Source organism: Neobacillus sp. D3-1R (assembly GCF_052180215.1).
In the GTDB taxonomy this organism is placed as follows: Bacteria; Bacillota; Bacilli; order Bacillales; family Cytobacillaceae; genus Pseudoneobacillus.
In genome coordinates, this window is record NZ_CP197471.1 from 1,723,113 (window position 1) to 1,749,538 (window position 26,426).

Annotated in this window: 25 protein-coding genes, 1 other RNA gene, 1 pseudogene and 1 riboswitch; of the genes and pseudogenes, 21 read left to right on the forward strand and 6 right to left on the reverse strand. The window is 34.9% G+C overall.

Features of this window, described 5'->3' with window-relative positions:
- Nucleotide 1: 1 nt before the first annotated feature.
- From ACSBPO_RS08745 to ACSBPO_RS08815, 15 genes are all read left to right on the forward strand, one after another.
- Nucleotides 2-568, forward strand: coding sequence for a class D sortase (locus ACSBPO_RS08745; RefSeq protein WP_442599673.1), 567 nt, complete (start codon nucleotides 2-4; stop codon nucleotides 566-568).
- Nucleotides 569-582: 14 nt separating this feature from the next.
- The gene (locus tag ACSBPO_RS08750; protein ID WP_442599674.1) at nucleotides 583-1,332 is read left to right on the forward strand and encodes a DUF4430 domain-containing protein; all 750 of its coding nucleotides are present in this window, start codon (nucleotides 583-585) and stop codon (nucleotides 1,330-1,332) included.
- A complete protein-coding gene (locus ACSBPO_RS08755; RefSeq protein ID WP_442599675.1) occupies nucleotides 1,332-2,210 on the forward strand; it encodes an energy-coupling factor transporter transmembrane component T in 879 nt (292 codons plus the stop codon). Before ACSBPO_RS08750 ends, ACSBPO_RS08755 begins: the two co-directional genes overlap by 1 nt.
- A complete protein-coding gene (locus ACSBPO_RS08760) occupies nucleotides 2,192-3,844 on the forward strand; it encodes an ABC transporter ATP-binding protein (protein WP_442599676.1) in 1,653 nt (550 codons plus the stop codon). Before ACSBPO_RS08755 ends, ACSBPO_RS08760 begins: the two co-directional genes overlap by 19 nt.
- Entirely contained in the window at nucleotides 3,823-4,515 is a 693-nt protein-coding gene (locus ACSBPO_RS08765; RefSeq protein WP_442599677.1) for an ECF transporter S component, read from the forward strand. Before ACSBPO_RS08760 ends, ACSBPO_RS08765 begins: the two co-directional genes overlap by 22 nt.
- 145 nt (nucleotides 4,516-4,660) lie before the next feature.
- Nucleotides 4,661-4,762, forward strand: a riboswitch (purine riboswitch).
- Nucleotides 4,763-4,893: 131 nt separating this feature from the next.
- Nucleotides 4,894-5,499 carry a xanthine phosphoribosyltransferase gene (locus tag ACSBPO_RS08770; RefSeq protein WP_442599678.1) on the forward strand — a complete coding sequence of 202 codons (606 nt, stop codon included), beginning with the start codon at nucleotides 4,894-4,896 and terminating at the stop codon, nucleotides 5,497-5,499.
- Nucleotides 5,483-6,784, forward strand: coding sequence for a nucleobase:cation symporter-2 family protein (locus tag ACSBPO_RS08775; RefSeq protein WP_442599679.1), 1,302 nt, complete (start codon nucleotides 5,483-5,485; stop codon nucleotides 6,782-6,784). The genes ACSBPO_RS08770 and ACSBPO_RS08775 overlap by 17 nt, the downstream gene beginning before the upstream one ends.
- Before the next feature lie 693 nt (nucleotides 6,785-7,477).
- Nucleotides 7,478-8,167 (forward strand): aspartate/glutamate racemase family protein, encoded by a 690-nt coding sequence (locus tag ACSBPO_RS08780; protein WP_442599680.1) that lies wholly within the window; start codon nucleotides 7,478-7,480, stop codon nucleotides 8,165-8,167.
- Nucleotides 8,168-8,236: 69 nt separating this feature from the next.
- The gene (locus tag ACSBPO_RS08785; RefSeq protein WP_442599681.1) at nucleotides 8,237-8,533 is read left to right on the forward strand and encodes an HNH endonuclease; all 297 of its coding nucleotides are present in this window, start codon (nucleotides 8,237-8,239) and stop codon (nucleotides 8,531-8,533) included.
- A gap of 29 nt (nucleotides 8,534-8,562) precedes the next feature.
- On the forward strand, nucleotides 8,563-9,108 hold the full coding sequence (locus ACSBPO_RS08790; RefSeq protein ID WP_442599682.1) for a GNAT family N-acetyltransferase: 546 nt from the start codon (nucleotides 8,563-8,565) through the stop codon (nucleotides 9,106-9,108).
- A 162-nt stretch (nucleotides 9,109-9,270) separates the two neighbouring features.
- Nucleotides 9,271-11,058 (forward strand): S9 family peptidase, encoded by a 1,788-nt coding sequence (locus ACSBPO_RS08795; protein ID WP_442599683.1) that lies wholly within the window; start codon nucleotides 9,271-9,273, stop codon nucleotides 11,056-11,058.
- A gap of 145 nt (nucleotides 11,059-11,203) precedes the next feature.
- Nucleotides 11,204-12,259 (forward strand): hypothetical protein, encoded by a 1,056-nt coding sequence (locus tag ACSBPO_RS08800; RefSeq protein ID WP_442599684.1) that lies wholly within the window; start codon nucleotides 11,204-11,206, stop codon nucleotides 12,257-12,259.
- Between the two features lie 61 nt (nucleotides 12,260-12,320).
- Nucleotides 12,321-13,127: an alpha/beta fold hydrolase gene (locus ACSBPO_RS08805; protein WP_442599685.1), complete on the forward strand. Its 807-nt coding sequence runs from the start codon at nucleotides 12,321-12,323 to the stop codon at nucleotides 13,125-13,127.
- Nucleotides 13,128-13,411: 284 nt separating this feature from the next.
- Nucleotides 13,412-13,738 carry a DUF485 domain-containing protein gene (locus tag ACSBPO_RS08810; protein WP_442599686.1) on the forward strand — a complete coding sequence of 109 codons (327 nt, stop codon included), beginning with the start codon at nucleotides 13,412-13,414 and terminating at the stop codon, nucleotides 13,736-13,738.
- Entirely contained in the window at nucleotides 13,738-15,276 is a 1,539-nt protein-coding gene (locus tag ACSBPO_RS08815; protein WP_442599687.1) for a solute symporter family protein, read from the forward strand. The genes ACSBPO_RS08810 and ACSBPO_RS08815 overlap by 1 nt, the downstream gene beginning before the upstream one ends.
- Nucleotides 15,277-15,321: 45 nt before the next feature.
- Here the strand turns inward: ACSBPO_RS08815 and ACSBPO_RS08820 are convergent, their stop codons facing one another.
- Complete coding sequence (locus ACSBPO_RS08820) at nucleotides 15,322-15,771, reverse strand: hypothetical protein (protein ID WP_442599688.1); 450 nt, start codon at nucleotides 15,769-15,771, stop codon at nucleotides 15,322-15,324.
- A gap of 235 nt (nucleotides 15,772-16,006) precedes the next feature.
- Here ACSBPO_RS08820 and ACSBPO_RS08825 point away from each other — a divergent pair, with 235 nt between their 5' ends.
- Nucleotides 16,007-16,936: a manganese-dependent inorganic pyrophosphatase gene (locus tag ACSBPO_RS08825; protein ID WP_442599689.1), complete on the forward strand. Its 930-nt coding sequence runs from the start codon at nucleotides 16,007-16,009 to the stop codon at nucleotides 16,934-16,936.
- A gap of 49 nt (nucleotides 16,937-16,985) precedes the next feature.
- Here ACSBPO_RS08825 and ACSBPO_RS08830 read toward each other — a convergent pair whose 3' ends face one another.
- From ACSBPO_RS08830 to ACSBPO_RS08840, 3 genes are all read right to left on the reverse strand, one after another.
- Nucleotides 16,986-18,077, reverse strand: a complete 1,092-nt coding sequence (locus tag ACSBPO_RS08830; RefSeq protein ID WP_442599690.1) for a putative glycoside hydrolase — start codon at nucleotides 18,075-18,077, stop codon at nucleotides 16,986-16,988.
- A 115-nt stretch (nucleotides 18,078-18,192) separates the two neighbouring features.
- Nucleotides 18,193-18,388, reverse strand: a non-coding RNA gene (gene ssrS / locus ACSBPO_RS08835) — 6S RNA.
- Between the two features lie 216 nt (nucleotides 18,389-18,604).
- Nucleotides 18,605-19,108 carry an NUDIX domain-containing protein gene (locus ACSBPO_RS08840; protein ID WP_442599691.1) on the reverse strand — a complete coding sequence of 168 codons (504 nt, stop codon included), beginning with the start codon at nucleotides 19,106-19,108 and terminating at the stop codon, nucleotides 18,605-18,607.
- Nucleotides 19,109-19,222: 114 nt separating this feature from the next.
- Here ACSBPO_RS08840 and ACSBPO_RS08845 point away from each other — a divergent pair.
- The 3 genes and pseudogenes from ACSBPO_RS08845 to ACSBPO_RS08855 all read left to right on the forward strand — a co-directional run bounded on the left by ACSBPO_RS08845 (nucleotide 19,223) and on the right by ACSBPO_RS08855 (nucleotide 22,774).
- A pseudogene (locus tag ACSBPO_RS08845) lies at nucleotides 19,223-19,847 on the forward strand (pyridoxamine 5'-phosphate oxidase family protein).
- Nucleotides 19,848-20,050: 203 nt separating this feature from the next.
- A complete protein-coding gene (gene helD / locus ACSBPO_RS08850) occupies nucleotides 20,051-22,366 on the forward strand; it encodes an RNA polymerase recycling motor HelD (protein ID WP_442599692.1) in 2,316 nt (771 codons plus the stop codon).
- A gap of 141 nt (nucleotides 22,367-22,507) precedes the next feature.
- On the forward strand, nucleotides 22,508-22,774 hold the full coding sequence (locus ACSBPO_RS08855) for a phage holin (RefSeq protein ID WP_442599693.1): 267 nt from the start codon (nucleotides 22,508-22,510) through the stop codon (nucleotides 22,772-22,774).
- A 53-nt stretch (nucleotides 22,775-22,827) separates the two neighbouring features.
- Here the strand turns inward: ACSBPO_RS08855 and ACSBPO_RS08860 are convergent, their stop codons facing one another.
- On the reverse strand, nucleotides 22,828-23,772 hold the full coding sequence (locus ACSBPO_RS08860; RefSeq protein WP_442599694.1) for an aldo/keto reductase family protein: 945 nt from the start codon (nucleotides 23,770-23,772) through the stop codon (nucleotides 22,828-22,830).
- A 173-nt stretch (nucleotides 23,773-23,945) separates the two neighbouring features.
- Here ACSBPO_RS08860 and ACSBPO_RS08865 point away from each other — a divergent pair, with 173 nt between their 5' ends.
- Nucleotides 23,946-24,572: an NUDIX hydrolase gene (locus tag ACSBPO_RS08865; RefSeq protein WP_442599695.1), complete on the forward strand. Its 627-nt coding sequence runs from the start codon at nucleotides 23,946-23,948 to the stop codon at nucleotides 24,570-24,572.
- Between the two features lie 77 nt (nucleotides 24,573-24,649).
- Nucleotides 24,650-25,114, forward strand: a complete 465-nt coding sequence (locus tag ACSBPO_RS08870; protein WP_442599696.1) for a hypothetical protein — start codon at nucleotides 24,650-24,652, stop codon at nucleotides 25,112-25,114.
- 71 nt (nucleotides 25,115-25,185) lie between these two features.
- Here ACSBPO_RS08870 and ACSBPO_RS08875 read toward each other — a convergent pair whose 3' ends face one another.
- Nucleotides 25,186-26,406: an MFS transporter gene (locus ACSBPO_RS08875; protein ID WP_442599697.1), complete on the reverse strand. Its 1,221-nt coding sequence runs from the start codon at nucleotides 26,404-26,406 to the stop codon at nucleotides 25,186-25,188.
- Nucleotides 26,407-26,426: the final 20 nt, after the last annotated feature.

Sequence of the window (26,426 nt, forward strand, 5' to 3'; positions counted from 1 at the left end):
AATGAAAATGAGAATATCCCTTTTGTTTCTGGCAGGGGGGTTCTTTTTTATCACTCTTGCTGGTTATCAAATCGTGAAGTCTTCTTTTGTCCAAACGAAGACCTTATCAACCGCGATTAAGGAAGTTAGAGAAAGAGAAACAGCCCTTCTCGATGACCAAGCAGAAACCGTTAAAAATGGAGAGGTTCTAGGGGTTCTTGAGTTGCCTACCCTTAATGAGAAATTACCGATTGTTAAAGGAGTAACAGAAGAGGCATTAGAAAAAGGAGTAGGCTACTATGAGGGAACAGCCTTACCCAATCAGCACGATCAAATTGTTTTATCAGGACATCGAGATACCGTTTTTAAACGATTAGGTAAGCTTAAAATAGGAGATGAATTAGTTGTAGAAATGCCTTATGGCAGCTTTACTTACATTATTGAAGAGACATTTATAGTTGAAGCGAATGATCGGACAGTTATTCATTCCACCGCTCCAGTGGAAAAATTAACATTAACCACCTGCTATCCTTTCCATTATGTCGGGAATGCACCGCAGCGATATATTATAAACGCAAAAAGAAAATAGAAGGAGGTTCGTCTATGTTCCGATTAATGAAGATACTTACACCTTTACTTTTACTTTTTATGACCTTCAGCTTAATTGGCTGTAGTTCAACCTCAGTAAATTCCAAAAGTGAAGCAAGTGCAGTCTCAGAAGTAGAAAAACAAACGAAAGAAGATGTAAAAAAAACAGAAGTCCAAGATTCTTCTGCTCAGAAAACAACAGATAAAGTGGCAGAAACAAATGCAGCGTTAAAGAAACCTAACCAAACGATTGAAAAAGTGGCTGAAAACAAGACTGACACTACTAAGACCGAAGCAACCCAAAAAGATTCATCTGCTGGGGGAACAGATACATCTACTAATAAAACAAGTGCGACTAAAGAAAAGCCGAACACTGTCAGCAGTGCCACAACTGTAAAGGAGACATCTGAAACAAAGAAACAAATCGTCCCTAAGAATACAGTATTCATGACGATAAAGGGGCCAAAGGATGTTGGCACGATTTTAGCGAAATCACCTATTGAATTCAAAGAGGGTGACACGGTTCTTGATGTCCTCTTAAAAGCAGCTAAAGAGCATCATTTTCAAGTTGAATATAGTGGTTCTGGTGCAATGGCTTATATTGAAGGAATCGATAATAGTTATGAATTTGACTACGGTCCAACAAGTGGTTGGAATTTTAAGCAGAATGGTACAGAAATGGGAAAAAGTTCAGGAACGGTTAAAGTTAAGAAAGATGACCAAATAGAGTGGATTTATACGGAAGATTTTACGGAGAATAAGTGATGAAAAGCAGATTTCATTCTTATCACCCATTTGTTACTTTTTTTTATTATATTGGCTCTATTGCATTAATGATGTTATTTCAACATCTTATATTCCTTTTAATTGGGATTTTCGGAATCTTAGCTATACACTTTATACATGATCGCTGCAAACAATTGCAGCGATGGCTTTTTTTTATCCTGATAAGTGGACTTTTCATATCAATATTCAACCCTATCTTTAATGAGAGAGGAAAAAATGTTTTATTTGAATTCTACGGTCATCGGTTTACCCTTGAAGCTACCATTTATGGTGCCATGTCAGCCTTAACGATTATAGGTGTTATGATGTTATTTGTTTCTTATAATGAAGTAATGACGCCTAATAAATTACTATATTTATTTTCAAAATTTCTCCCACAGTTTGCAGTTTTGTTGATGTTGACTTTAAGGTTCATTCCACTAATGAAAAGACGGCTTAACGATATTTCTGCTGTACAGATAAGTAAGGGGATATCAGTCTCACAAGGTTCATGGAAGGAGCGTATTCAAAAAAGCATGCTCTATATCCAAGTATTATTAACGTATTCATTAGAAGAAGCGATTCAAACAGCTGATTCAATGAAAGCAAGAGGGTACGGTCAAGCAAATCGAACTTCTTATGAATATTTTCGGTTCAAACGCTCTGACCTATTGGCTTTTACATTTTTGATTACCCTATTTTGGATCAACTTAATTGGTCGTTTTAACCATTTAGGTTCTTTAACCATCTATCCTGTAATGGAACAAATCCCATTAACTTCAGCAGATAATGTCATTTTAATGGTCTATTTATTATATGTTTGTTTTCCACTTTATGTTGAAATTGGAGGTGCTGTTAAATGGCGGTTATCGAAATAAAAAATGTTACGTTTACCTATCCAAACGCTGATAGACCAGCACTTCGCAATATTTCCCTTAACGTGGAAAAAGGTCAGTTTATTGTTCTGTTTGGTTCATCTGGATCAGGGAAAAGCACGCTTCTTCGCTTATTAAAAAAGGATATTCAGCCGCATGGCGAATTAAAAGGTGAAATTCTGATTGAAGGGAATAAAGCCGATAAATCGGTGTGCCAGGAAGGAAATATAGGATTTGTATTCCAAGATCCAGAAAATCAAGTAGTGGCAGATGATGTTCTCCATGAAATAGTATTCGGTTTAGAAAATCTCGGTCTCTCCACTAACGAAATGAGAGGCCGTGTGGCTGAAATGGTTCATTATTTTGGTCTAGAACCACTACTTCATCGCAAAACAAATGAGCTTTCAGGCGGAATGAAACAGCACATTAATTTAGCTTCGGTTCTCTTAATGCAGCCAAATATCTTATTGCTGGATGAACCAACAGCTCAGCTGGATCCAGTAAGTGCAAAAGAGTTTTTAGATATGCTAGTTCGATTAAATGAAGAATTCGGTATGACAATCATACTGGCAGAGCATCGACTTGAAGAAATATTAACTATTTCAGATAAGATCGTGTTGATGGAAAACGGTGAAGTTAAAGCAGAAGGAGAACCTCGAAAAGTATTGAGCGAGATATGGGAATCATCTAATCGTCCTTTTATTCCAACCATACCCTCGTTATATTTTAGTGCTACAAAAAAGGACGAACGAAACGCCATACCGTTGACAGTAAAAGAAGGTAAAAGCTGGTTAATCAATCAAAAGATAATGACAGAAAACACATTTGTTCAACCGTTTTCAGGTAAATACAACAAAAGCCTTCTTGAAGTAAAAGATGTATTCTTCCGCTACAATAGGGAGGAAGATTTTGTACTAACGGACTTGCAATTCTCCTTGAAAACGGGTGAATTTTACGCTTTATTGGGTGGTAACGGCTCTGGAAAATCCACATTATTAAAAATGTTAACCGGTATTTTAAAACCGACTCAAGGTAAAATTCTTCTCCATAATAAACCATTAAAATCTTATAAGTCCAAAGAACTTGCTAAAAAAATCGGATATCTTCCCCAGAATCCAAAGTTGTTCTTTATACATGATACTGTGGAGAAGGAAATCCAAAAAACAATGGAATTGTGGGGACTCTCTAATCATGATGAAGCACGGAAATTGATAGAGAATTTAGGGATTAATCATGTTCTATCCAATCATCCCTATGACTTAAGTGGAGGGGAATTACAAAAGGCATCCCTAGCTTGTTTATTGCTAAGAGAACCAGAAATATTAATCCTAGATGAACCTACCAAAGGCTTAGACCCGATATCAAAGGAGAATCTCTCAAATATCTTAGTTTCATTGCAAAAAAAAGGTATAACTATCCTCATGTCAACACATGATGTAGAGTTTGCGGCAGCCCACGCTTCTCGTTGTGGGATGATGTTTCAAGGAAATATAACTTCCGAAAATAATCCAAGGAAATTTTTTAACGGTAATTTCTTTTATACCACTATGGTTCAGCGATTATTTAGACATCTACCTGATAGCGAGGTTGTAACCCTGCAGGAGGCCATATCAGTATGCGAAAAAACAATAGAATAGTATTTTTCACCTTTTTTTTGGTACTGGTTGGTCTTTTGTGGGTGACTATTCTCTTGAATGTTAATGACTTACTTATTAGTTTTGGGATTGTCCTTATTTCTGGCCTCTTTTTCATTGTTCGATTTGAAAAAAAGAAGATTGAGGCAAGAGAATTAGTTTTGTTGGCTGTTCTAGCAGCTATTGCTGCAGTTGGCAGAATTCCCTTTGCTAGTATCCCTAGTGTACAGCCAACGACCTTTGTTATTATGATGTCCGGATTCGTTTTTGGTGCGGAAAGCGGATTTATGATTGGAGCAGTAGCAGCATTAGCTTCAAATATGATATTAGGTCAAGGACCGTGGACTCCATGGCAAATGGTTGCATGGGGATTGGTAGGATTAACATCAGGTTTATTCAATAAAAGTTGGATTATGTCATCCAAATGGGGAAGAATTGCATTTGGTATTGTTTGGGGATTTGTATTTGGTTGGATTATGAATATATGGTCATTGTTTGCTTTTATTCAAGATGGTATTAATATCCATACTATTGTTGCCTATGCTGCAGGAAGTGCATTATTTGATTTTATGCATTCCATTTCAAATGTGATCTTCTTACTTCTTTTTGCGGAAAGTTGGATAAAGATATTAAATAGGTTTAAAAGCAAATATGGTTTATTAATAACGAGATAACATTAGTTAAAAATATTTTTCTTGTAAAAACCGTACATTAATCTTGATTTCTGGTGAGATTGTTAAGAAATGACTCTTTACAAATGTATAAATTAATCCTATAATACGATTCATACAAATCATTGAAGGATCCATTCTTAAGAATAGGAATGGGACCACATTCACTCATATAATCGCGGGAATATGGCTCGCAAGTTTCTACCGGATTACCGTAAATGATCCGACTATGAGTGGGCAATGGGAATACGCCTATTTTAGGTGTTTATTCTATTTACCTTCTTCGGAATTTAGCCTGAAGGTCATTGACTCACTCATTTTTTGGGGAGTGCAATGATTTTCAGGCTTTTTGTATTTCTTAATCATGTGAGGAGAGGGAAAATGGAATTATTAAAGAGAAAAATAGAATTAGAGGGAAGAGTCATTTCTGATCATGTACTAAAAGTGGATTCATTTTTAAACCATCAAGTCGATCCACACTTAATGGCTGCCATAGGAAAGGAATTTGCAGCCCGATTTCAAAATATGGGTATAACAAAAATACTAACAATAGAGTCATCAGGTATTGCACCTGGTCTAATGACTGCCCTTGAGTTAAATGTTCCTATTATTTTCGCAAGAAAAAGAAACTCTTTAACGCTGGTAAATGATTTAATTACTTCTACTGTTCATTCGTTTACGAAAAAAGAAACCAACGAAATCTCCATTTCAAATCAATACATTGTTCCTGGAGATAAAGTATTAATAATTGATGATTTCTTAGCAAACGGTCAAGCTGCCCTTGGATTGGTTGACCTTGTACAAAAAGCAGGCGCTGAAATGGTTGGAATTGGTATCGTTATTGAAAAATCTTTTCAAGAAGGTAGTAATCTCCTTCGTAAGGAAGGATTTAGAGTGGAGTCATTGGTTAGAATCAAATCATTGGAGAATGGTAGAGTAACATTTTTACAAGAAGGGGTGTCAACTCGTTATGAACAAATCATTTAAAACCGTATCACTAGGAATACAACATGTACTTGCCATGTATGCCGGAGCTGTTATTGTACCATTAATTGTAGGAGGAGCCCTTGGTTTAACAGTAGAACAATTGACTTACCTTGTCTCTATTGATATTTTAATGTGTGGTGTGGCTACCATTCTACAGGTTTGGAAAAATAAGTTTTTTGGAATTGGATTACCTGTTGTTTTAGGTTGTACATTTACTGCAGTTGGACCAATGATTGCCATTGGAGGCCAATATGGAATATCTGCTATTTATGGTTCCATTCTAGTTTCCGGATTATTTGTTGTTCTCATATCTACTTATTTTGGAAAATTAGTTCGCTTTTTTCCTCCAGTGGTAACAGGTTCAGTCGTTACTATTATAGGTATCACCTTAATCCCTGTTGCAATGAATAATATAGCTGGTGGTCAAGGTAGTCCTGATTTTGGCTCTCTTACTAATATCTCACTGGCTTTTGGTACACTCGTGTTTATTCTTTTTCTATATCGTTTTTCAACAGGCTTTATTCGTTCAGTCGCCATATTACTAGGATTAATTGCAGGAACAATTGTTGCGTACTTTATGGGGAAAGTGGATTTTACTGCAGTAGGTAATGCTTCTTGGTTACATATGGCCAAACCTTTTTATTTTGGAACACCGACTTTTGAAATTACAGCCATTTTAACAATGATTTTAGTAGCAATGGTTAGTCTTGTAGAATCAACAGGTGTGTATTTTGCACTTGGAGATATTACCGGTCGAAAAATAACCGAAAAAGATTTAGTTAACGGATACCGTGCCGAAGGATTGGCTATTCTGCTAGGCGGACTATTTAACGCATTTCCATACACGACCTACTCCCAAAATGTTGGGCTTATTCAATTGTCTGGGGTTAAAAATACTAATGTCATTTATACAGCAGGTGCTTTTCTAGTTGTTCTTGGATTTGTACCTAAAATCGGTGCACTGACTACTGTTATTCCGACATCCGTTCTTGGTGGAGCAATGGTTGCTATGTTTGGAATGGTTATCGCTTATGGCATAAAGATGTTAAGTAAAGTAGATTTTGCATCACAGGAGAATTTGTTAATTATCGCATGTTCCGTGGGAATGGGACTTGGAGTAACAGCAGTGCCAAACCTTTTTTCCCAGCTTCCTGCAAGTATTCAGATTTTAACAGGAAATGGAATTGTTGCAGGTAGTTTAACAGCAATTGTATTAAATATTGTCTTTAATCTAAATTTAAAATCAAAAACCATTTCAGTACTTAACGAGCAAAAAGCTTCATAGAAAAATACCCTTCCTTTTAGTGTAACAGGTACTCGGAGTACAAGAACTTAAAAAACAACTCAAATAGCATGTTAAATCGAATATGATTTAGCATGCTATTTTTATTGGAATAACAACGTTAATGACAATTAAACTTGAGAATGAACACTGGTGTTATCTAGTTTTCTTTTGAGATTTCAATTTTTTTAAAATTAATGTTGTTTGTCCAAGACTAATAAAAAAAACAAAAAGTGCAAAGCCTAATTGAATAAATTTAGTTGTTCTAGCGTTACTCTTAATTTTACGTGATTGTACTTGGGAGACAGTAACAGCAGTTATCATTTGAACGAAACTAATTAGTACAAAAAGTATATTAGTGTTGATGTTCTTAAAAAAATTCATAACTATACCTCATTTTTTTAATCTTAGTAAGTATATTATCCATTACATATAAAATTATGTGGATTTAGCCAAATTGCTTCGTCAGGGAACCAGTTAATTTAGAATACGGAGGGGATTTTTTCGGCTACAAAATCAAAAAAAATTTTATTTTTAGTTTACCTATGACATTCTTGAAGAATATTTTATACTTATGGTGAGATTTACCAAAATGGGTTTTAATACTCCGTTAATAGGTTAGTATGGTAATAGGAAACAATATTGGAATGGAGTTATTCTATAAACCTTCTATTATAAAGCAAAGGATGATTCGAAATGAAAATAATTGGGTTAATTGGTGGAATGAGTTGGGAGTCAACTGTTTCCTACTATAAGATCATAAATGAAGGAATTAAAAAGGCATTGGGAGGTCTACATTCAGCAGAATGTATTCTATATAGTGTAGACTTCGATGAGATCGAAAAATATCAATCCAATAATCAGTGGGAACTTGCAGGTGAAGCTTTAAGTGCCGCTGCACAAAAACTAGAAAAAGCAGGTGCAGATTTTATTGTCATCTGCACGAATACGATGCATAAGGTGGTACCTCAAATTCAATCCTCTATTCAAGTTCCGGTCTTACATATCGCTGAGGCTACTGCAGCAAAGATAAACGAATCTGAGTTAAAAAAGGTTGCTCTTCTGGGAACAAAATATACAATGGAACAGGATTTTTATAAATCTAAAATAATCGAAACAGGTATTGACATCATCATCCCTGATCAACATGCTCGAGAACGTATTAATCAGATCATTTTTGAGGAATTATGTTTAGGGAATATAAGAGAAGAATCGAGACGTTACTATCTAGAGGTTATCGAAAAATTAGTTCAAGAAGGTGCAGAAGGAATTATTCTTGGCTGTACAGAGATTGGTCTTCTAATTAAGCAAGAAGATGTTAAAATACCACTATTTGATACAACCGTTATTCATGCTGAGAAAGCTGTTAAATTTGCGTTAAAATAGTTTTAGTCAAATGGACACTCCCATGTATGACTCCCTTTTTTATAGAAAAAATAAGTAAGAGGTGAAATCATGGGAGACGTAGGTAAATGCGAATTGTGTGAAAGAGATAAAATCGAGATTACAGTACACCATCTAATTCCAAGAGAAGAGGGTGGTTCAAAATTAGAAAAAGCGAATCTATGTATACCTTGTCATAAACAAATTCATGCCTTATATACAAATAAAGAACTTGCCATCAGATTAAATACGATTAATGATTTGCAAAAAGATGCTGCAATAGATAAATATCTAAAATGGATTAAAAAGCAGCCAGCAAGTGCAATGGTAAAGACAAAGAGGTCCAAAAGTAATCCGAGGAAGAAATAAAAGAAGAAGTGTACAAGGAGTTTACTATATTGAATAATAACGTTAAAGATTTAAAGATTCGCCCAATAAAAGAAGTAGATTTGAAGAGGCTTTGGGAGTTAACGTATAAGGATGAGGCTCCAGAATGGAAGAAGTGGGATGCTCCTTATTATGAGCATAAAGCCCTTTCTTTTGAAGAATATCTAATGAATAAAGATAAATTAATAGAGCAAGATGATATATGGATAATTGAAGTTAATGGATTCATTATAGGAACGGTTAGTTATTATTGGGAGCACAAACCTTCCAACTGGCTTGAAATGGGGATTGGAATATATGACCCTAACTATTGGAGTGGAGGTTACGGAACAAAAGCTCTAGGATTATGGATTAAGCAATTATTTACGAGTCTTCCCCTTGTAAGAGTTGGATTTACAACATGGTCCGGTAATCATCGGATGATAAAAGTTGGTGAAAAGTTAGGCATGACTATGGAAGCAAGACTGCGTAAATGCCGATTTTATAATGGAATATACTACGATTCTATTAGAATGGGGTTATTGAGAGAAGAATGGGAAGAAACATATCAACAATAAAAATTTTAATAGATTTCACCACTTTAAAGCGCCGGGGGTCTGACCCCCGGCGCTTTAAAGTGGTAGAGGGTTATTTCTGTTTACGAAATATTTAAGCAGGAATTAGTTCCTTTTTCATAGAATATACATTAGAGAATAAATAGAGAAATGGGGTTACTAGGGATGCTATCTTTTAAAAAACCAGATGTAGAACAGTTTTTTCGTACCTATGCCATTCAAGATTTTGCCGTTAATCACGACGAGTCGCAGCTTATTTTTAGTACAAACTTAAGTGGCAAGTACAATCTATGGGCAATGGACTTACCAAATGTTTTTCCTTACCCACTGACATTTATGGATCAAAGTTGTCACGGAATTACCTATGATAAACAAGGTCACTTTGTTGTAGTGGGATTCGATAAAGATGGGGATGAGAACGCTCAGTTATACGCTATGCCAACCAAAGGTGGAGAGCTGAAGCCACTTCGAGTGCAGGAAGGCCAGCGTCATATGAATCCTTTCTTATCTAAGGATGGAAATCGATTATATTACACTTCTACAAAGGATGATCCGACTTATTTAAAAGCGTATTGCTATAACCTAGAAACTGAAGAAGAAAAAGTAGTCATCGATGGTTCTGGTGCATCTACGTATCTTTACAATACAAGTCCTTCTGAAAAAAGTTATCTATACATTAAGCACTTTGCCAATACCTATACACTTGGGTATGTGAAGCGTGGAGAAGAAGAAATTCTATTAACTCCTGCAACAGAGGCACAACATACGGTTTCTGGAGCTGTTTACGTTTCAGAGGAAGAATTATATTTGATAACAAATTACAATGAAGATTTATCTTATTTAGCAAAATTTAATCTTAATACAAAAGAATTTACAAAAGTTCTTTCTAAAGATGGAGAAGATTTCACTGAATTGAAGTATGACAAGAATAGCAATCTATTATATCTTGCTGCTTCAAAAGGTGTTGAAGATTACCTCTATCAATTTGATATGCAAAACGGTGAATTATCAAAGATTGATATTCCAGCAAGTATTGTAGAAAAATTAGAAGTAACGGAAAGTGGTAATCTTTATCTTCTTGCCCGTTCTGCAACTCGCCCTCATAATATCTATAAAAAGGCGGCTAATCAAACCAATTGGGAAGCTTTAACCAATTATGGTGTACCAGGTGTAGCAGAAGAGGAATTAGTAGACCCAGAAGTGTTAACATATCCGTCGTATGATGGATTAGAAATTGAAGCTTTATTCTTTAAAGCAAAAGAAGAATCAAGTAATGGACATGTGATTTTATGGCCACATGGTGGACCGCAAGCAGCAGAAAGAAAACAATTCCGTTCCTTATTCCAATTTTTAGTGAACAGAGGGTATAGTATCTTTGCACCAAATTTCCGTGGCTCTGCTGGTTATGGATTAAAATTCATGAAAATGGTTGAGGGTGACTGGGGTTATGGTCCGCGACTTGATAATATAGAAGGATTAGAATACCTGATTAAAAAGGGTTACGCTGACCGAGATAAGATTCTATTAATGGGCGGAAGCTATGGTGGATATATGGCTCTTCTTCTACACGGCCGCCATGCAGAATATTTTAAATCGGTTGTAGATATTTTCGGACCTAGTGATTTATTCTCCTTTATAGAATCGGTACCAGAGCATTGGAAGCCTGTTATGAACCAATGGGTAGGAGATCCAGTAAAGGATCGTGAAAAACTAATCGAATACTCACCAATTACTTATTTAGAGGGCATGGTGAAGCCAATGCTTGTCATACAAGGAGCTATGGACCCTCGTGTGGTAAAAGCAGAATCTGACCAAATCGTTGCTGCCCTACAAAAAAATGGAGCAAGTGTGGAGTATATTGTATTGGATGATGAAGGTCACGGTTTCTCGAAAAAAGAAAATGAAATGAAAGTTTATCGCGCAGTCCTAGAATTCTTCGATCGATTTATATAATATGTCTGTTAAAAGCATGTGGTTTTTAAACCATATGCTTTTTTATTTAGATAAAATTGGAAAAAATATTGACAGTTTTCATTATTTAGAATTATATTACTCCTAAGAGTAAATTAAATTTCTTTTAAGGGTAAGAGGTGATGGTGTGGAAGATATTAAATTAAATGTTGAATTATTAAAACAAAGAGTACCTAATTTAACGGTTGCTGCAGCTTCTGTAGGATTACGTCCTGCTACAGTTTCTAACCTTTGTACCGGGAAAATTCCTTTAGGAAGAGCGGAGGTTCGAACGCTTGTTGCCCTTGCAACACTTGCTGACTGTTCAGTTGATGAGTTAATTATTCGAAATAAAGAAGCTGAAATGATTGAGACGGGAATTAAAGTAATCGATTTATTTGCTCCATTGACAAAAGGTGGTTTGGTTGGCTTTGTAGCAAGACCAGGAATGGGACAATTGGTGGTGCTTGGGGAAATCTATCATAGGTTAACACAAAGAGGTGAAGCTACTGTTTTCATTAAACCTAAAGAATTGGCACTAGGTATCGAGGATGTTCTAAATGAAAGCAAATTTATATGTCAATCTACCACTGAGGCATTTGACGTGATAACAAAATTGGATAAACACCAAAACGTTTTTCTTGCAGCAGATCGTCAAACAGTAAATACAGGTGAGATCTATTCTTTATTAGAAAACCTTTATGAAACAGGAGTTGGTCCGATTACGACTTTACTAGTTGATTTACGAGGTGACGTCGTTGACGAAGTTGAACCATATGGACCTTTAGATACTTTATGGCAGTTTGATGCTGAATTGATTTCTCGTAAAATCTATCCAGCTATCAATCCCAATTTTTCCACATCTGTTCTACTTGAGGGAGCACATGTAGAGAAAGAACATATGCAAATCCAACAACAGGCAAGAAAATTACTTCGACGCTACCGAGAACTAAGATTTTTAGGCAGCTCTTATGGCTTTGATAAAATGCCTGCTTCAGATATCGATATATATAATCGCGGTTTACGTTTAGAATCCTATTTGACACAGCCATTTTTAACAACGGAAGCCTTTACAAAAAAGAAAGGTGAATCCGTTTCATTAGCTGATACCCTACAAGATGTCCAAAGGATCTTAAAGGGAGATTTTGATGATATTAAAGAAGATGAATTCTATCAAATAGGTAAAATAGGGCAACGTAAATAATCGCTATTCTGGTTACCAAAATCCATTGAATCCATTATTTTAATAGATTGGGGATAATATATTGATCACTTTAAAGTCAGGTTTTGCTGAAGTGAATGGCGCAAAGATCTTTTATGAAATGAAGGGAGAAGGTCAACCAATAGTAATGATTCATGGGCATCCGCTTGATTCAAGAATGTGGGATTACCAATTTGATGTATTCTCAGAAAAATATCAAGTTATTCGATTTGATTTGGCTGGGTATGGACAATCAGGTGTACATGAAAATGATTTTTCACTAGTTGAGGATATTAAGGGTTTGCTAGATTATTTAAAAATTGAACAGATCCATCTAATAGGACTTTCTGTTGGCGGAATGCTTAGCATGGATTTTACTCTAGCCTATCCAGAAAGAGTGAATAAATTAATTCTTGTTTCATCGGGATTATTAGGATGGAACGAGCTTTCACCAGAGAGACAAAGATTTAATGAAGAATTAAACGCAGCTTATGAAAAAGGTGACCAGGAAGTTGTCATTGAACTTATGACAAAATCATGGGTTGCGGGTCCATTCAGAGAATTATATGAGGTAAATGAAAATGTTCCAAAATTGTTCTCTGAGATGGTAAAAAATAATTTTTCAAAAGAAAGAGGAACAGGAAAAATGATCTTACCGCCAACGAAAACCATTGATTTAGTAGATCATATAAAGGTTCCAACTCTTATTGTAACGCCAGAAATGGACTTCCCGGAATTCAGTGCGATTTCAGAATACCTTAATCATACGATTTCAGATTCACAGAAAGTGATCATAAATGGTACGGCTCACATGATTAATATGGAAAAACCTAAGGAGTTTAATGAAGTTGTTCTAAAATTTTTGAAATAATACTTTCTTAAGAAGCGGCACATGCTGCTTCTTATTTTTTTACTACATAGGTATTGTTAATTTAGTTTTTATTATTTTTTTCTTGCAAATATTTCTATTTCCAAATTATAATTAAAATCAAGATTTGAAAAATTTTGAAAAGTCTGTCATATGTAATAATAAGGAGGTGGGTTTTGTACAATAAATGAAAACCACAGTATTATAACCGTCAATTTTAGTTCGAGTTTTTTTCATACTGCTCATTTTTGTTTTATTGTTTTTCAATTGAGAGGGGGAAGGTTCCATTGCAAGCAAAAAAACTAAAGAATAATGCTGAAATTGATTACAGCTCCATTGCCCAATCACCATCATTTCAAGAATTACTCTCCGCTAAGAAAAAATTCATCTTACCTATCACGATTTTCTTCTTTTGTTTTTATTTTTTATTACCTATCATGACATCCTACTCAACCGTTTTGAATAACAAGTTTATTGGTGATATTACCTGGGCTTGGGTCTTTGCTTTTGCACAATTTATTATGACCTGGGCACTTTGTATGCTCTACTCCAAGAAGGCTGCCAAGTTTGATGAATTAGCAGAAAAAGTTACAAATGAAAGGGGCCTTCAATAATGAATACAACTGCATTTATGATGTTTCTTGCCATTGTATTGGTTACTTTGGTTATTACGTATTACGCCTCAAAACGCACTAAAAATGCAAGTGAGTTTTATACGGCTGGAGGCGGTTTAACAGGCTGGCAAAATGGACTTGCAATCGCAGGCGATTATATGTCTGCCGCATCATTCCTAGGTATTGCTGGGGCTGTTGCCTTAACAGGCTTTGATGGATTCTTTTATAGCATTGGATTTTTGGTAGCGTATCTTGTCGTTCTATACCTAGTTGCCGAGCCATTAAGAAATCTAGGTAAATATACATTTGCAGATATGATTGCAGCACGTTTTGATGCAAAGAAGATTCGAGGATTTGCGGCCATGAATACGATGGCAATCTCTATTTTCTACATGATTGCTCAGCTTGTAGGAGCGGGTGCACTTATTAAATTATTATTAGGTCTGGATTATACAACCTCTGTTTTGATTGTTGGGGTTTTAATGACGGTGTATGTTATTTTTGGTGGAATGCATGCAACTAGTTGGGTTCAAATCGTCAAAGCGGTTCTTTTAATGGGTGGAACGTTAATTATCTCCATTATTGTTTTTGCCAAATTTAATTTCAGTATTACGGATATGTTTGCTCAAATGAAGTCAGCAACTCCATTGAAAGAATCATTCTTAAATCCTGGGGTTAAGTACAAAGATGGAATTGATACGCTTTCTTTAAATATGTGTCTTGTACTAGGGACAGCAGGTTTACCGCATATTCTTGTTCGTTTCTTTACAGTAAAGGACGCGAAAACGGCGCGTTCATCAGTTGTTTACGCTACTTGGATTATCGGAATCTTTTATGTAATGACGATTTTCCTTGGGTTTGGTGCTGCAGCATTTGTTGGAAATAGTGAAATAGTAGCCGCCAATGCTGCTGGTAATATGGCTGCACCATTATTAGCGAAAGCTTTAGGTGGGGACTTGTTATTTGCTTTTATATCCGCTGTAGCATTTGCAACGATTCTTGCCGTAGTAGCAGGTCTTGTGTTAACGGCAGCATCAGCATTTGCACATGACTTCTATAATGAAATTCTTAAAAAAGGTAAAGCAACAGAAAAACAACAAGTGAGTATGGCAAGATATGCAGCTATCGGAGTTTCTGTCATATCTATCATTCTAGCACTAGGAGCTCAAAGCCTTAACGTGGCTTTTCTTGTATCATTAGCTTTTGCAGTAGCGGCGAGCGCAAATTTGCCAGTCATTATTTACACAATTTATTGGAAGCGCTTTAATACAACTGGTGCAATTTGGGCTATGGCTGTTGGTCTAATTTCAGCGATTGGGTTAGTTTTAATTAGTCCAAGCGTGATGAATCCAGAAGTAGGCAAAGCCATCTTTGTTGGAAATCCGATATTCCCTTACACCACACCTGGAATCGTTTCGATCCCATTAGGGTTTATTGCAGGTTATCTTGCAACTCTATTCTCTAGTCAACCAGCAGATGTGAAGAAATTTGAGGAAGTATTGGTCAAATCAAATACAGGAATCGGCGTACAACGTTAATAGTTAATATTAGATGGGACTGAATCATTTTCGGTCCCATTTAAATTATAGCAACTTTTCATCTTCATCAAGTTGTTCATCACTATCTTCTTCCGCTACCTCTACTTCTTCGTTTACTGCTTTCACTTGTTCGATTTTTCCAAATGCAGAAGCAAGTGTTATCGCAGCACCAATAATCTCATCAATAATAACTAAAAAATCTTCGAAGATAACTCCATTTTTTGCACATTCCTTAATGGCATTCATAATATCATTGTAAAACCTTTTATATATTCTTTCGTAAACCTCATTATCCATCTCTCTTATCGTAGTACCTTCAATCGTAATCGCATGGAAAATAAGGCTAGAGATGTTTTCTATAGTGCTTTCAGTTTGTAACTGTTCTTTTTCTGAATTATCTTCAGAAACATTAAAATAATAGACATCACTAAGAGTGATGAAATAACTTTTAAGGATATCATCTTCATCGGCTTGAATATAATTGATTTTGGCCATTTTATCCTTGCTCCTTTGGAAATATTATGTACTAAATTGTATCTAGTAATGTATCACTGTTTCTTTCACTAGCTTAAATGAGGGTTCTTTGCCATTTAGTCCTTTTTTTATTGAATTCATTGAAGTACTAATGGTAAAATCGATATTGTTTGTGCGATGCATTTTTATATTCATGAAAAGTATTAAACTACATAAAGGTAATGATAAACTTTAACCGATAAGGAGAAATGAATAAATGGAAAAGGCGCTTATTTTTGGGCATAAAAATCCCGATACTGACTCAATTTGTTCTGCACTTGTGTATGCCAACCTAAAAACTCAATTAGGAATGAATGTGGAACCCGTGCGTTTAGGTGAAATTTCAGAAGAAACTCAATTTGTATTAGATTATTTCAAGGTAGAAGCTCCACGTTTAGTATCCACTGTGGCAAATGAAGTTCAAAATGTTATTTTGGTGGATCATAACGAACGTCAACAAAGTGTTGAGGATATTAGTGAAGTTCGTATTTTAGAAGTTATTGATCACCATCGAATTGCGAATTTTGAAACAAGGGATCCATTATATTTCCGTGCAGAACCTGTTGGGTGTACAACAACCATTTTAAATAAAATGTATAAAGAAAACGGTGTGGCTGTCTCAAAAGAAATGGCAGGATTAATGTTATCTGCCATTGTTTCTGATACCTTATTATTAAAATCACCAACTTGTACACAACAAGATATTGATGCAGCACATCAATTGGCTGAGATCGCAGGAGTAAATCTTGATGAGTATGGACTCGATATGTTGAAAGCTGGAGCTAATTTAAGCAATAAATCAATAAGCCAATTAATCACTCTAGATTCAAAAGTTTTCCCTATGGGTAACGCAAAAGTAGAGGTAGCTCAAGTGAATGTTGTTGATTCGAATGATGTACTTTCTCGTCAAAACGAATTAGAGACTGCACTTGCTCAAGCGGTGTCTGAGAAGAATTTAGACCTATTTGCTTTTGTCGTAACAAATATTTTAACAAATGATTCGATCGTCGTTGCGATTGGTGAGGCTGCTAAAAATGTGGAACAAGCCTTCAATGTCGTGCTTGAAAATAATGCAGCTACACTTAGAGGTGTAGTATCTCGTAAAAAACAAATCGTACCTCAATTAACTGAAACGTTTACCGTATAAAAATAAAAGGCAAAAACCCTTGACAAAGAGTTTTTGCCCTTTTTTTTATTTAAAACGGAGTATAGTCTACATTTGGTGTGTAGGTATTTCTTGAATTCCATAGTAAGAATTCATTAATACCCTCGGAGTGTAAGGCCTTGATTTGGTCTTCAATTTCTTTTTTTCCATATACTTTATAGTTTCCTTCACCGAGCCAGGTTGCAGTAAAGTCCTGTATCCATGGTCGAGATATGGGTGGGTCGTTTAATTTTTTTAACCGGCTATTTTCAACCTGCGCATAATTTTTTACAAGTCGATAAGGCTGCGTATCAGGTTTTGGTATACCAAATATTGTGTTCCAATGACTAGGGTATATCATAGCTGATATAACATCAACATGCTGTGCGATTAATGAAAAGTTTTGACCAATTCCACGTGCTTCGTCAATGACAGTAGCATTTCCAAAAGTATCAACACTCATTTTTACGTGATAGGGCTTTAACTTCTCATTAGCATATTTTACGAAATAGGTTACAGCCATCACACGTTCACGACCATTTTGATCCTTTTGAAAATTTCCTTGGTAGGAAAGTTGTTTTTCAAATGTTTCAAACTTTTCTGGGAATCTTACATAATCAAATTGAATTTCTTTAAATCCTATTTGAGCTGCTAAAATAGCGATCCCAATATTATAGTCCCATACTTCTTTTAGAAATGGGTTTGTAAAAGAATCACCACGATCATTTTTCCAAATACCTTTGTGTGTTTGAAATGAGAGGTTAGGATATGCTTTTGACAATACATTATCTTTAAAAACGACAATCCGAGCAATAGGATATATGTTTTTAGCGTTTAAGGTTTGAATAAGTTTTTGAGGGTTTTTGATATAAGGATGTCCAACATGATAGTATGGAGAGTTTTTTAAAGGTTTAAAGGTCAGACGTCCGTTGTCATCTTTTATATCGATAACCATTGCATTTAAATCTGTCTTATCAATTAATGAGATAAGTTCGTTAAAGGATGGATCGTTTACTTTAGAGGCTGCTACATATATACCTCTAATTGGTTCGCTCTGAGGATTATTATAGGCATTTATCTTTCTTATTGGTAGAAAAGGGGAACAAAGGAACAAGACAGATAAAAGAATAAATACTTTCCGCACATCCTCACTCCTATTCATTTTTTGCTATTATCATTTACTCATAAAAAGTTTATATGTATGTTAAGAAACAAAAAACCAGTCTTCTTTTGTAGAAGACTGGTTTATATACTTTGAATTAATAGCCGCCTTTGCCGTATATAGTGATAAGAAAGTTTTAAACCACCACTCCTCAAAGTGGGTGTTCGCTAAAAGGTTCCTGCATGTCCTCCTTGTCATATAGACAGAGGCTTGTCATTCCACTTTTGATAAAAACTCCCTATTACAGCTTAAAGGTTAAAACTTTATTATCGTTACGTACAACGCAGCTTGTATTAGTATATTATCGTATTCACCACTGTGATTCAATGGTATTTATTCCCTTTGACCTTTAGAATAAATGGTTATCATATATAGAACTCTAGAAATAAAACAACTTAGAGGAATTAATAATGAATTTTTTGTTTGAATTTCTAATAAATATTATTGTTGAAGTTATATTACATGGTATATTTCGGTTCATTTTAAAAATCGTTCATTTTGTAGGGAAACTACTTACTATTTTCAGGAGAAAGGAGTAAAGCTTCGTTTAATACTAGATAGGCTAATTCATGATCATTTAGTACGTATGGAACTTCAGAAGGTTCTACCCATATTCTTGTATTTGCTTCATCTGATCTCTGAAATGGGAAACACTCCGTTATATCCAAACGGTAAAATAGCTGATATCCAATTAATGGATACTTTCCATTTGGGTCAAAATCTGGATTATCTTCATGACTAACTTCAATGGAACCTAAAAAGTGAGCGATTCCTTTAACATAGCCTTCTTCATATACTTCACGGTGAAAAGCTTCCTCAGGGGTTTCACCTGAATCAACATGCCCGCCCGGAAAATTAAATCCTCTTCCATTAATTTGGACAAGCAATACTTTATTTTTATCAAAACAAGGGCCATGAACACTTGTTACTTTGCTTATGTCAGGAAAAAAGTCTGGAAGCCAAGTAAGTCTAATATGATTTCCTCCCCAATCCACATAAATCGTCTTTTTCATATACTTGATTCCTCCAAAATTTAAGGTAATGATTGGTAAAACACTATCATTATAGAGTAATATAGCTTCATAGGAAATATTCAATTTATAATTATACGAAAAAGAGGTGCATGCATGTTTAAAAAAGTAATTGATTCAGAGAATGTGTTAAGAGAATTTATGGGTCAACCAAGTGAAGTAGCTAGTAAAAAGGTAATCTACCATCTTGATAAGCATTGTCAGGATTATATTTCAAAATCACCTTTTTTAGTTATTTCATCTTCGGATAAACATGGTTTTTGTGATGTATCTCCACGAGGGGACCATCCTGGGTTTGTCTTGATTTTAAACGAAAAATGTCTGGTGATACCAGAAAGACCAGGTAACAAAAGGGTAGATACGTTAAGAAATATTCTTCAAAATCCCAACATAGGCTTACTATTCCTCATTCCAGGCATGGGTGAAACCTTGAGAGTGAATGGAAGAGCAACTATTATTCAAGATGAAGAAGTGCTTGAAAAAATGGCAGTAAAAGACAAAAAATCCTTTAGTGGGGATTGCAGTAGAAATTGAAGAATGCTTTTTACAATGTGCAAAAGCATTAAAGCGTTCAGATCTGTGGAATCCTGATACGTGGTTAGACAAAAAACAACTTCCTTCTGGGCCAAAAATACTCTCTGATCATGTGAAAATACCCGGATTGGATGAAGAGGCGATGAAAAAGAGATTAGAAGAGGGATACATCAATAGAATGTATTAAAAAGACAAATAAACCCCACCATAATAATGGTGGGGAAAATGAACAAAAATACTTGATATTTAAAATAGACCCATGTAGAATAGGATTTGAATGTAATTTTTCGATAAATTTATTAACGTTAATAAATACCCTATAATAACATTAACATATTTCCCAGGGGATGTCAAACATTTAAACAAAAAATATATCAGGAGTGTGGTTTAATGAGCGATTTAAAAAATCAAGAGTGGATACAGGAACAACAAATGGTGAACAAGCTTGTTGACGTTGTAGAGAAAAAAGTCGCAGACCAAGAAAAAAAGAGTAATAAAGTAACTTCTGATGTATTTGAGATCAAAAGCACCTTCTGGAATGATGTCACCATTAATCTTGATGAACCAGATGATATTATCGAAACTCACTATAGTATTAGACAACAAGCTCAGCTTCTTTCCGAAAGGGAACGAACATATGGACAAATTGAAAAACAACTAAGAACCTTAAATAGACTAAAAAATTCTCCGTATTTTGGTAGAATTGATTTTTTAGAAGAAGGGGAAGAAAACTTAGAAAAGATATACATTGGAATTGCCTCCCTTATGGATCAAAAGGATGAGGAATTTCTAATTTATGATTGGCGGGCACCTATTGCAAGTATGTACTATGATTATTCTCCTGGGCTGGCACAATATCAAACACCAAGCGGTACCTTTAAAGGTGAAATTAAATTAAAACGACAGTTCATCATACGAAATTCTGTGCTGCAGGCAATGTTCGATACAGGAGTAACTATTGGAGATGAAATGCTTCAAGAGGTACTCGGTGCACAAGCAGATACCCAAATGAAGAATATTGTTGCAACCATTCAAAAAGAACAAAATAAAATTATCCGAAATGAAAAAGCAAAATTATTAATCGTTCAAGGTGTAGCAGGAAGTGGAAAAACTTCTGCTGCCTTACAACGCGTTGCTTATTTACTTTATCGTTACCGCGGAACGATAAAATCAGAAAATATTATGCTCTTCTCACCGAACACTTTATTTAATAGTTATGTAGCAACTGTTTTACCGGAATTGGGAGAAGAAAATATGCAGCAAACCACTTTTCAGGAATATTTAACAAGCAGAATTGACCGTGATTTATTTTTAGAAGATGCATATGAACAAATGGAATACCTATTAACTGGTGAGAAACAGGATGACTACTCTATTAGAGTAAAGAGTATCAGATATAAAGCAAGTATTAGGTTTAAAAAGATGATCGATCGTTATATGGATTCTTTGCAGATAGAAGGCATGATTTTTCATGATGTCGTTTTTAGAAACAAAACGCTGATGACAAAAGAAGAAATTTATGAATATTTTTATAGCTTGGACAAAAATATTACAATCGCTAATAAGGTTGAATTAGTTAAGGATTGGTTGTTTAAACACTTAAAAAGATCCATGAAAATAGAAAAAACCAGACCATGGGTAGAGGAAGAAATCCAATTTTTAGATAAGGAGGAGTATATAGAAGCGTACAAAAGCCTTCAAGATAAAGAACGATTTTCAGAGGATTCTTTTGATGACTTTGATCGTGAACAAGCATTTTTGGCTGATATGGTAGTTAAGAAGCGTTTTAAAGGGTTATTCAACTGGGTGAAGAAATTGAAGTTTGTTGATATGATAAGCTTGTATAGGCAAATCTTTAAACAACAAGAAAAAGATACTGTACCATACTGGACTGAAATGGCTGAATTTAGCATGAAATTACTAAATCAAAGGTTTATGTCATATGAAGATGCTACTCCATACGTATACCTCCAAGATCTCGTTTTAGGAAGAAAAGCTGATACAGCTATTCGTCATGTGTTTATAGATGAAGCCCAGGATTATTCACCATTTCAGTTTGCTTTTATTAAAAGGCTTTTTCCGTTTAGTAAAGTAACATTGTTAGGTGATATCAACCAAGCTATTTATTCTGGTGTTACAAATTCCCAGACGGTTTTAGTAGATACGGAAGTACCAGAAGAAACTGAAACAATTGTTTTAACCAAAACGTATCGTTCTACAAAACCTATTGTAGAATTTACAAGAGGGTTAATTGAAAACGGTGAAAAAATAGAGCCTTTTAATCGTAATGGGGAAAAACCGTCCATAAAGCTTGTCAATGATGTAAGTGATCTACTATCTCATGTAATAGATAAAGTGAAAACTCTTCAACAAAAAGGACATAAAACAATTGCGATCATCTGTAAAACAGCAAAAGAAAGTAAAATAGTTTTTGATTTAATCCAGAATGAATTACTTGTTCGTCTAATTGAAAAAGGTACCTTAAATTATGAAGAAGGAATCCTAATTATCCCCGCCTATCTTGCAAAAGGGATTGAATTTGATTCCGTCATTATATATGATACTGCTCAGTATACAAGGGATGAAGAAAGAAAATTATTCTATACCGCCTGTACGAGGGCAATGCACGAGCTTCATTTGTTTTCGAAAGAAAAAATAAGCCCGCTTATAAGCTTGATTCCAGAAGAAACCTACACAAATATGTAAAATTAATCCGTAAAAGCAGCTCCTAAAAGGGAGCTGCTTTTAGTTTTATTAGTGGTTTCCTCCTAGGATAGGACAATAGCGGACAAACTTGAGAAGTTTTTTGCATATGATGTAGTAAACGGTTTTTAGGAGGGAAATACATTGATTAACTGGAAGGTTCGCTTTAAAAATAAAGGTTGGTTATTAACGTTCGTTTCACAATTTATGATTTTGGCTCAAGTATTATTAACACTATTAAATACTTTAGGGATAACAGACTATCAAATTACCGATCAAATAAAAAGTGAAGTATTAACCGTTATAAATAGTGTTCTTGTATTGTTAACGATGATGGGTGTCATACAAGATCCAACTACCAAGGGTTATGGTGATAGTGAGAGAGCACTTGGTTATAAGGAACCGCAATAATAAAAAGGCTAGGTGGATTTTACCCCATCTAGCCTTTTGAATGATCTTTGGATTTATACTAGAATCTCTTCTATAGTTGAAAGTGTTTCTTCGCTTAATTTCACACCAGATGCTTTAACATTTTCTTCAAGCTGCTCAGGACGACTAGCTCCTACAATGGCACTAGCTACATTTTCTTGACGTAGAATCCAGGCAAGAGCCAGTTGTGCTAATGAAAGACCAAGTTCTTCGGCAACAACCTTCAATTTTTCTGCTTTATCAAGATTTGCATCATTAAGATGACCAAATAATCCACTTAGGTTTTCTTGAGAAGCGCGACTACCTTCAGGGACTGGCTGTCCTTTTTTATATTTACCTGTTAAGACTCCTTGAGCAAGAGGGGAGAATACCACCTGCCCAATACCATGCTTTTCACTCACAGGAATGATTTCTTTTTCGATATAACGCTCAAGCATACTATACTGGGGTTGATTAACCACAATACGATCTAAAAGTTTTTTATCTGCTAGATGAACGGCTTCTGTAATTTGTTCTGCCGTCCATTCACTTACTCCAACGTACAAAATCTTCCCTTGGCGAACCAAATCATCAAGAGCACGTAACGTTTCATCAAGAGGAGTTTCGCGATCAAAGCGATGACAATAAAAAATATCTACATAATCTGTACCTAGTCTTTTTAAACTAGCATGACATTGTTCAGTAACATGTTTTCTTGAAAGACCACGATCATTTGGACCGTCTCCCATTGGCCAAAATGCCTTTGTTGCTAAAACATAGGAATCTCGAGGATAATTTTTTAGAGCTTGACCGACAACCATTTCAGCTTCTCCACGTTTATATACATTTGCAGTATCAATAAAATTAATACCAAGCTCGAATGCCTTGTCAATTGATGCAATGGCGTTTTGCTCTTCTACATAACCACCATATGTAAGCCAGCTTCCTAAACTGATTTCACTTACTTTTAAGCCTGTTTTGCCTAGACGACGATACTCCATCCGGATTCCTCCTCATTAATCAATGTCATATATAAATTACTATAAGTTATATAAATTGTCTAGAAATTAAGAATTTTAAAAATCGAAATAAAATCTCTTACTAGCTTGTTGTTAGTATATATATCATAATGATAAGAAACATGATTCATAGTGAACTTATAAGAGGGGTATATATGGAAACGGAATTAATAAGAGTTTTAGATAAACATGGAAAACCGATTGGAGTAGCAACACGTGAAGAAGTACACAAGAAGGGTTATTGGCATGAAACCTTTCATTGTTGGCTTATCGATAGAGAAAATGATACAGATTATATTTATTTTCAGAAACGAAGTGAGCGGAAAAAGGATTATCCTAATCTTTTAGATATTACAGCAGCTGGACACATTTTGTCTCATGAAACGATTGCAGATGGAATTAGAGAAGTAAAAGAAGAAATCGGAGTGGATATTCAAATGGAAGAGCTTATTCCATTGGGTGTCATTCAGTATAGTGTAGTAGATGGTGATCTAATGGATAATGAATTGGCTAATGTTTTTTTATATCATTTTAGAGGTTCAATGGCGGATTTTACCTTGCAGCAAGACGAAGTTAGTGGGATATATAAGGTAAGATTTAATGATTTTTATGAACTTCTTTTTGGGGCTAGAGAGGATATAGAGGGATATGGGGTTGAAATGGATAACAATAATAACCTAGTGAAAGTAAAGAAAGTAATGTCTAAAAAGGAATTTGCACCACATGCAAAAGGCTATTATGAAAAAATCTTAAAGTTGATAAATGAAAATCTAATGAAATAAATAATCAAAAGCCCTTATAAAACTATGAATGCCTTCGAATTTATAAACGTAGAGTTTATTTTATTGGAGGCATCAAGATGCTACTAGATAGAATGCAGGATTTAAAGCTGATAAAAAAAGTAAAAACTAAACTAGAAGATACCGTTATTTTAGAACAATTTTTAAAAGAGAAAAACAAAAAAATACAGAAATTTAAACAAATAAAAGAGCAAAATAAAGAACTTGTTCATCAAACCATTCAGCACTTTCAAGTGGTTGACGGTGTATCAACTTGGGAAGTGAATCGCAAGTTAAAAAGGTTAGCGAAAGTAGGAGTAACCGACGAGGACTTAAAAAAAGGGAAAATTTCAATACCATTAACCATAAAAAAAACAAACATATTGGCCACACCACAAGAAATGGACAGAATTGAAAAAATGATTGACGAATCCGAAGGGTTTGAATGGTTAAGATTACATTACTTTTATAATTATAAGCCAAAGTATATGGAAAAAAAGGTTTTCGGTGAAGTAACAAGATGGATTGAAATTACAATAAAATAAAAAAACAAGGCTAACTTGAGAATAAAGTTAGCCTTGTTTTTATTTTAAAGCTGTTTTCTTCAGAAAAGAGCCTATTTTAAAGATAATTGTTTGACTACTTCGGGATGACGATGCATAGAAACCAATAAAGCAATACCGCTTATTAAAAGAAGGCCACTTGTTAAATAGAACACGGATGCAATACCGTATGACCCTGCAATCATTCCACCCATCATAGGCCCAATGGTATTACCTAAAAAACGTAAACTTTGATTATAACCTAGTACTTCTCCTTGCATGGAAACAGGTGCTTCTTGTCTTATATAGGCAAGTCTAACAGGGATAATTCCGCCAACAATAAATCCTAGGACAAATCGTACAATTGCAAGTTGCCAAATATTTGTGACGAAAGCTCCTGGTAAATAAGCGATACCAGCCACTAGAAGTAAGATAATTAAGATTCTAACATACCCAAATCGGTCACCTATTGTTCCCCATTTTCGTGACATGATAAGGTTTCCAAGTCCTGCTGCAGAAAAGACGATTCCAGAAAAGAAGGCAACATTACTAGGACCATGTAATTCATTTACATATAAAGATAATATGGGTTGAATGCTAAAAAGGGCAATTTGAATAAAGGTTGATATGACCAGTACTGCCAATAAAACGGGATGTTTTACAATATGTAAAAGCACTTCCTTACTGGAAAAATGAGATTTCTCATTCTTTTTTATTTGTACTCTAAATTCTTTTGTTGCAAATACAAGAATAGCAGAAATAAAAATGGCAATTGATGTCCATTTAAAGGTAGTAGCAAACCCTAGAGAATCTGCGAGAATTCCACCAAGCATTGGTCCAAGTAAGGAACCGGCAATATTCCCAGTTTGTAATGTTCCTAGGACACGTCCAGCAATTTCTTTTGGAGTTTGTGTAGAAATAAACGCCTGAGACATGGAGATAAAACCTGCGAAAATCCCCATAAATAGCCGCAAAAAGAATAATTGAATAACAGAAGTAACAACCCCCATTAAAAATATTGAAAGAGTCATTCCTAATGCGGAAAAAATTAATATTTTCTTTCTGCCATACTTATCACCAATACGTCCCCAAATAGGAGAGAAAATAAATGCTGTCACAAATGTTATTCCAAAAATCCATCCTGACCAATGTTGAACATATTGTTCGGAAAAATCTCCAAAAGTTCCGATATATAAGGATATAAAGGGAAGGACCATTGTCATACTTCCACCGATAAAGAAATTAGCAAACCACATGATGATCAAATTTCTTTTTGCTTCTTTCTGTCTATCCATTTGTAAACACTTCTTTCGTT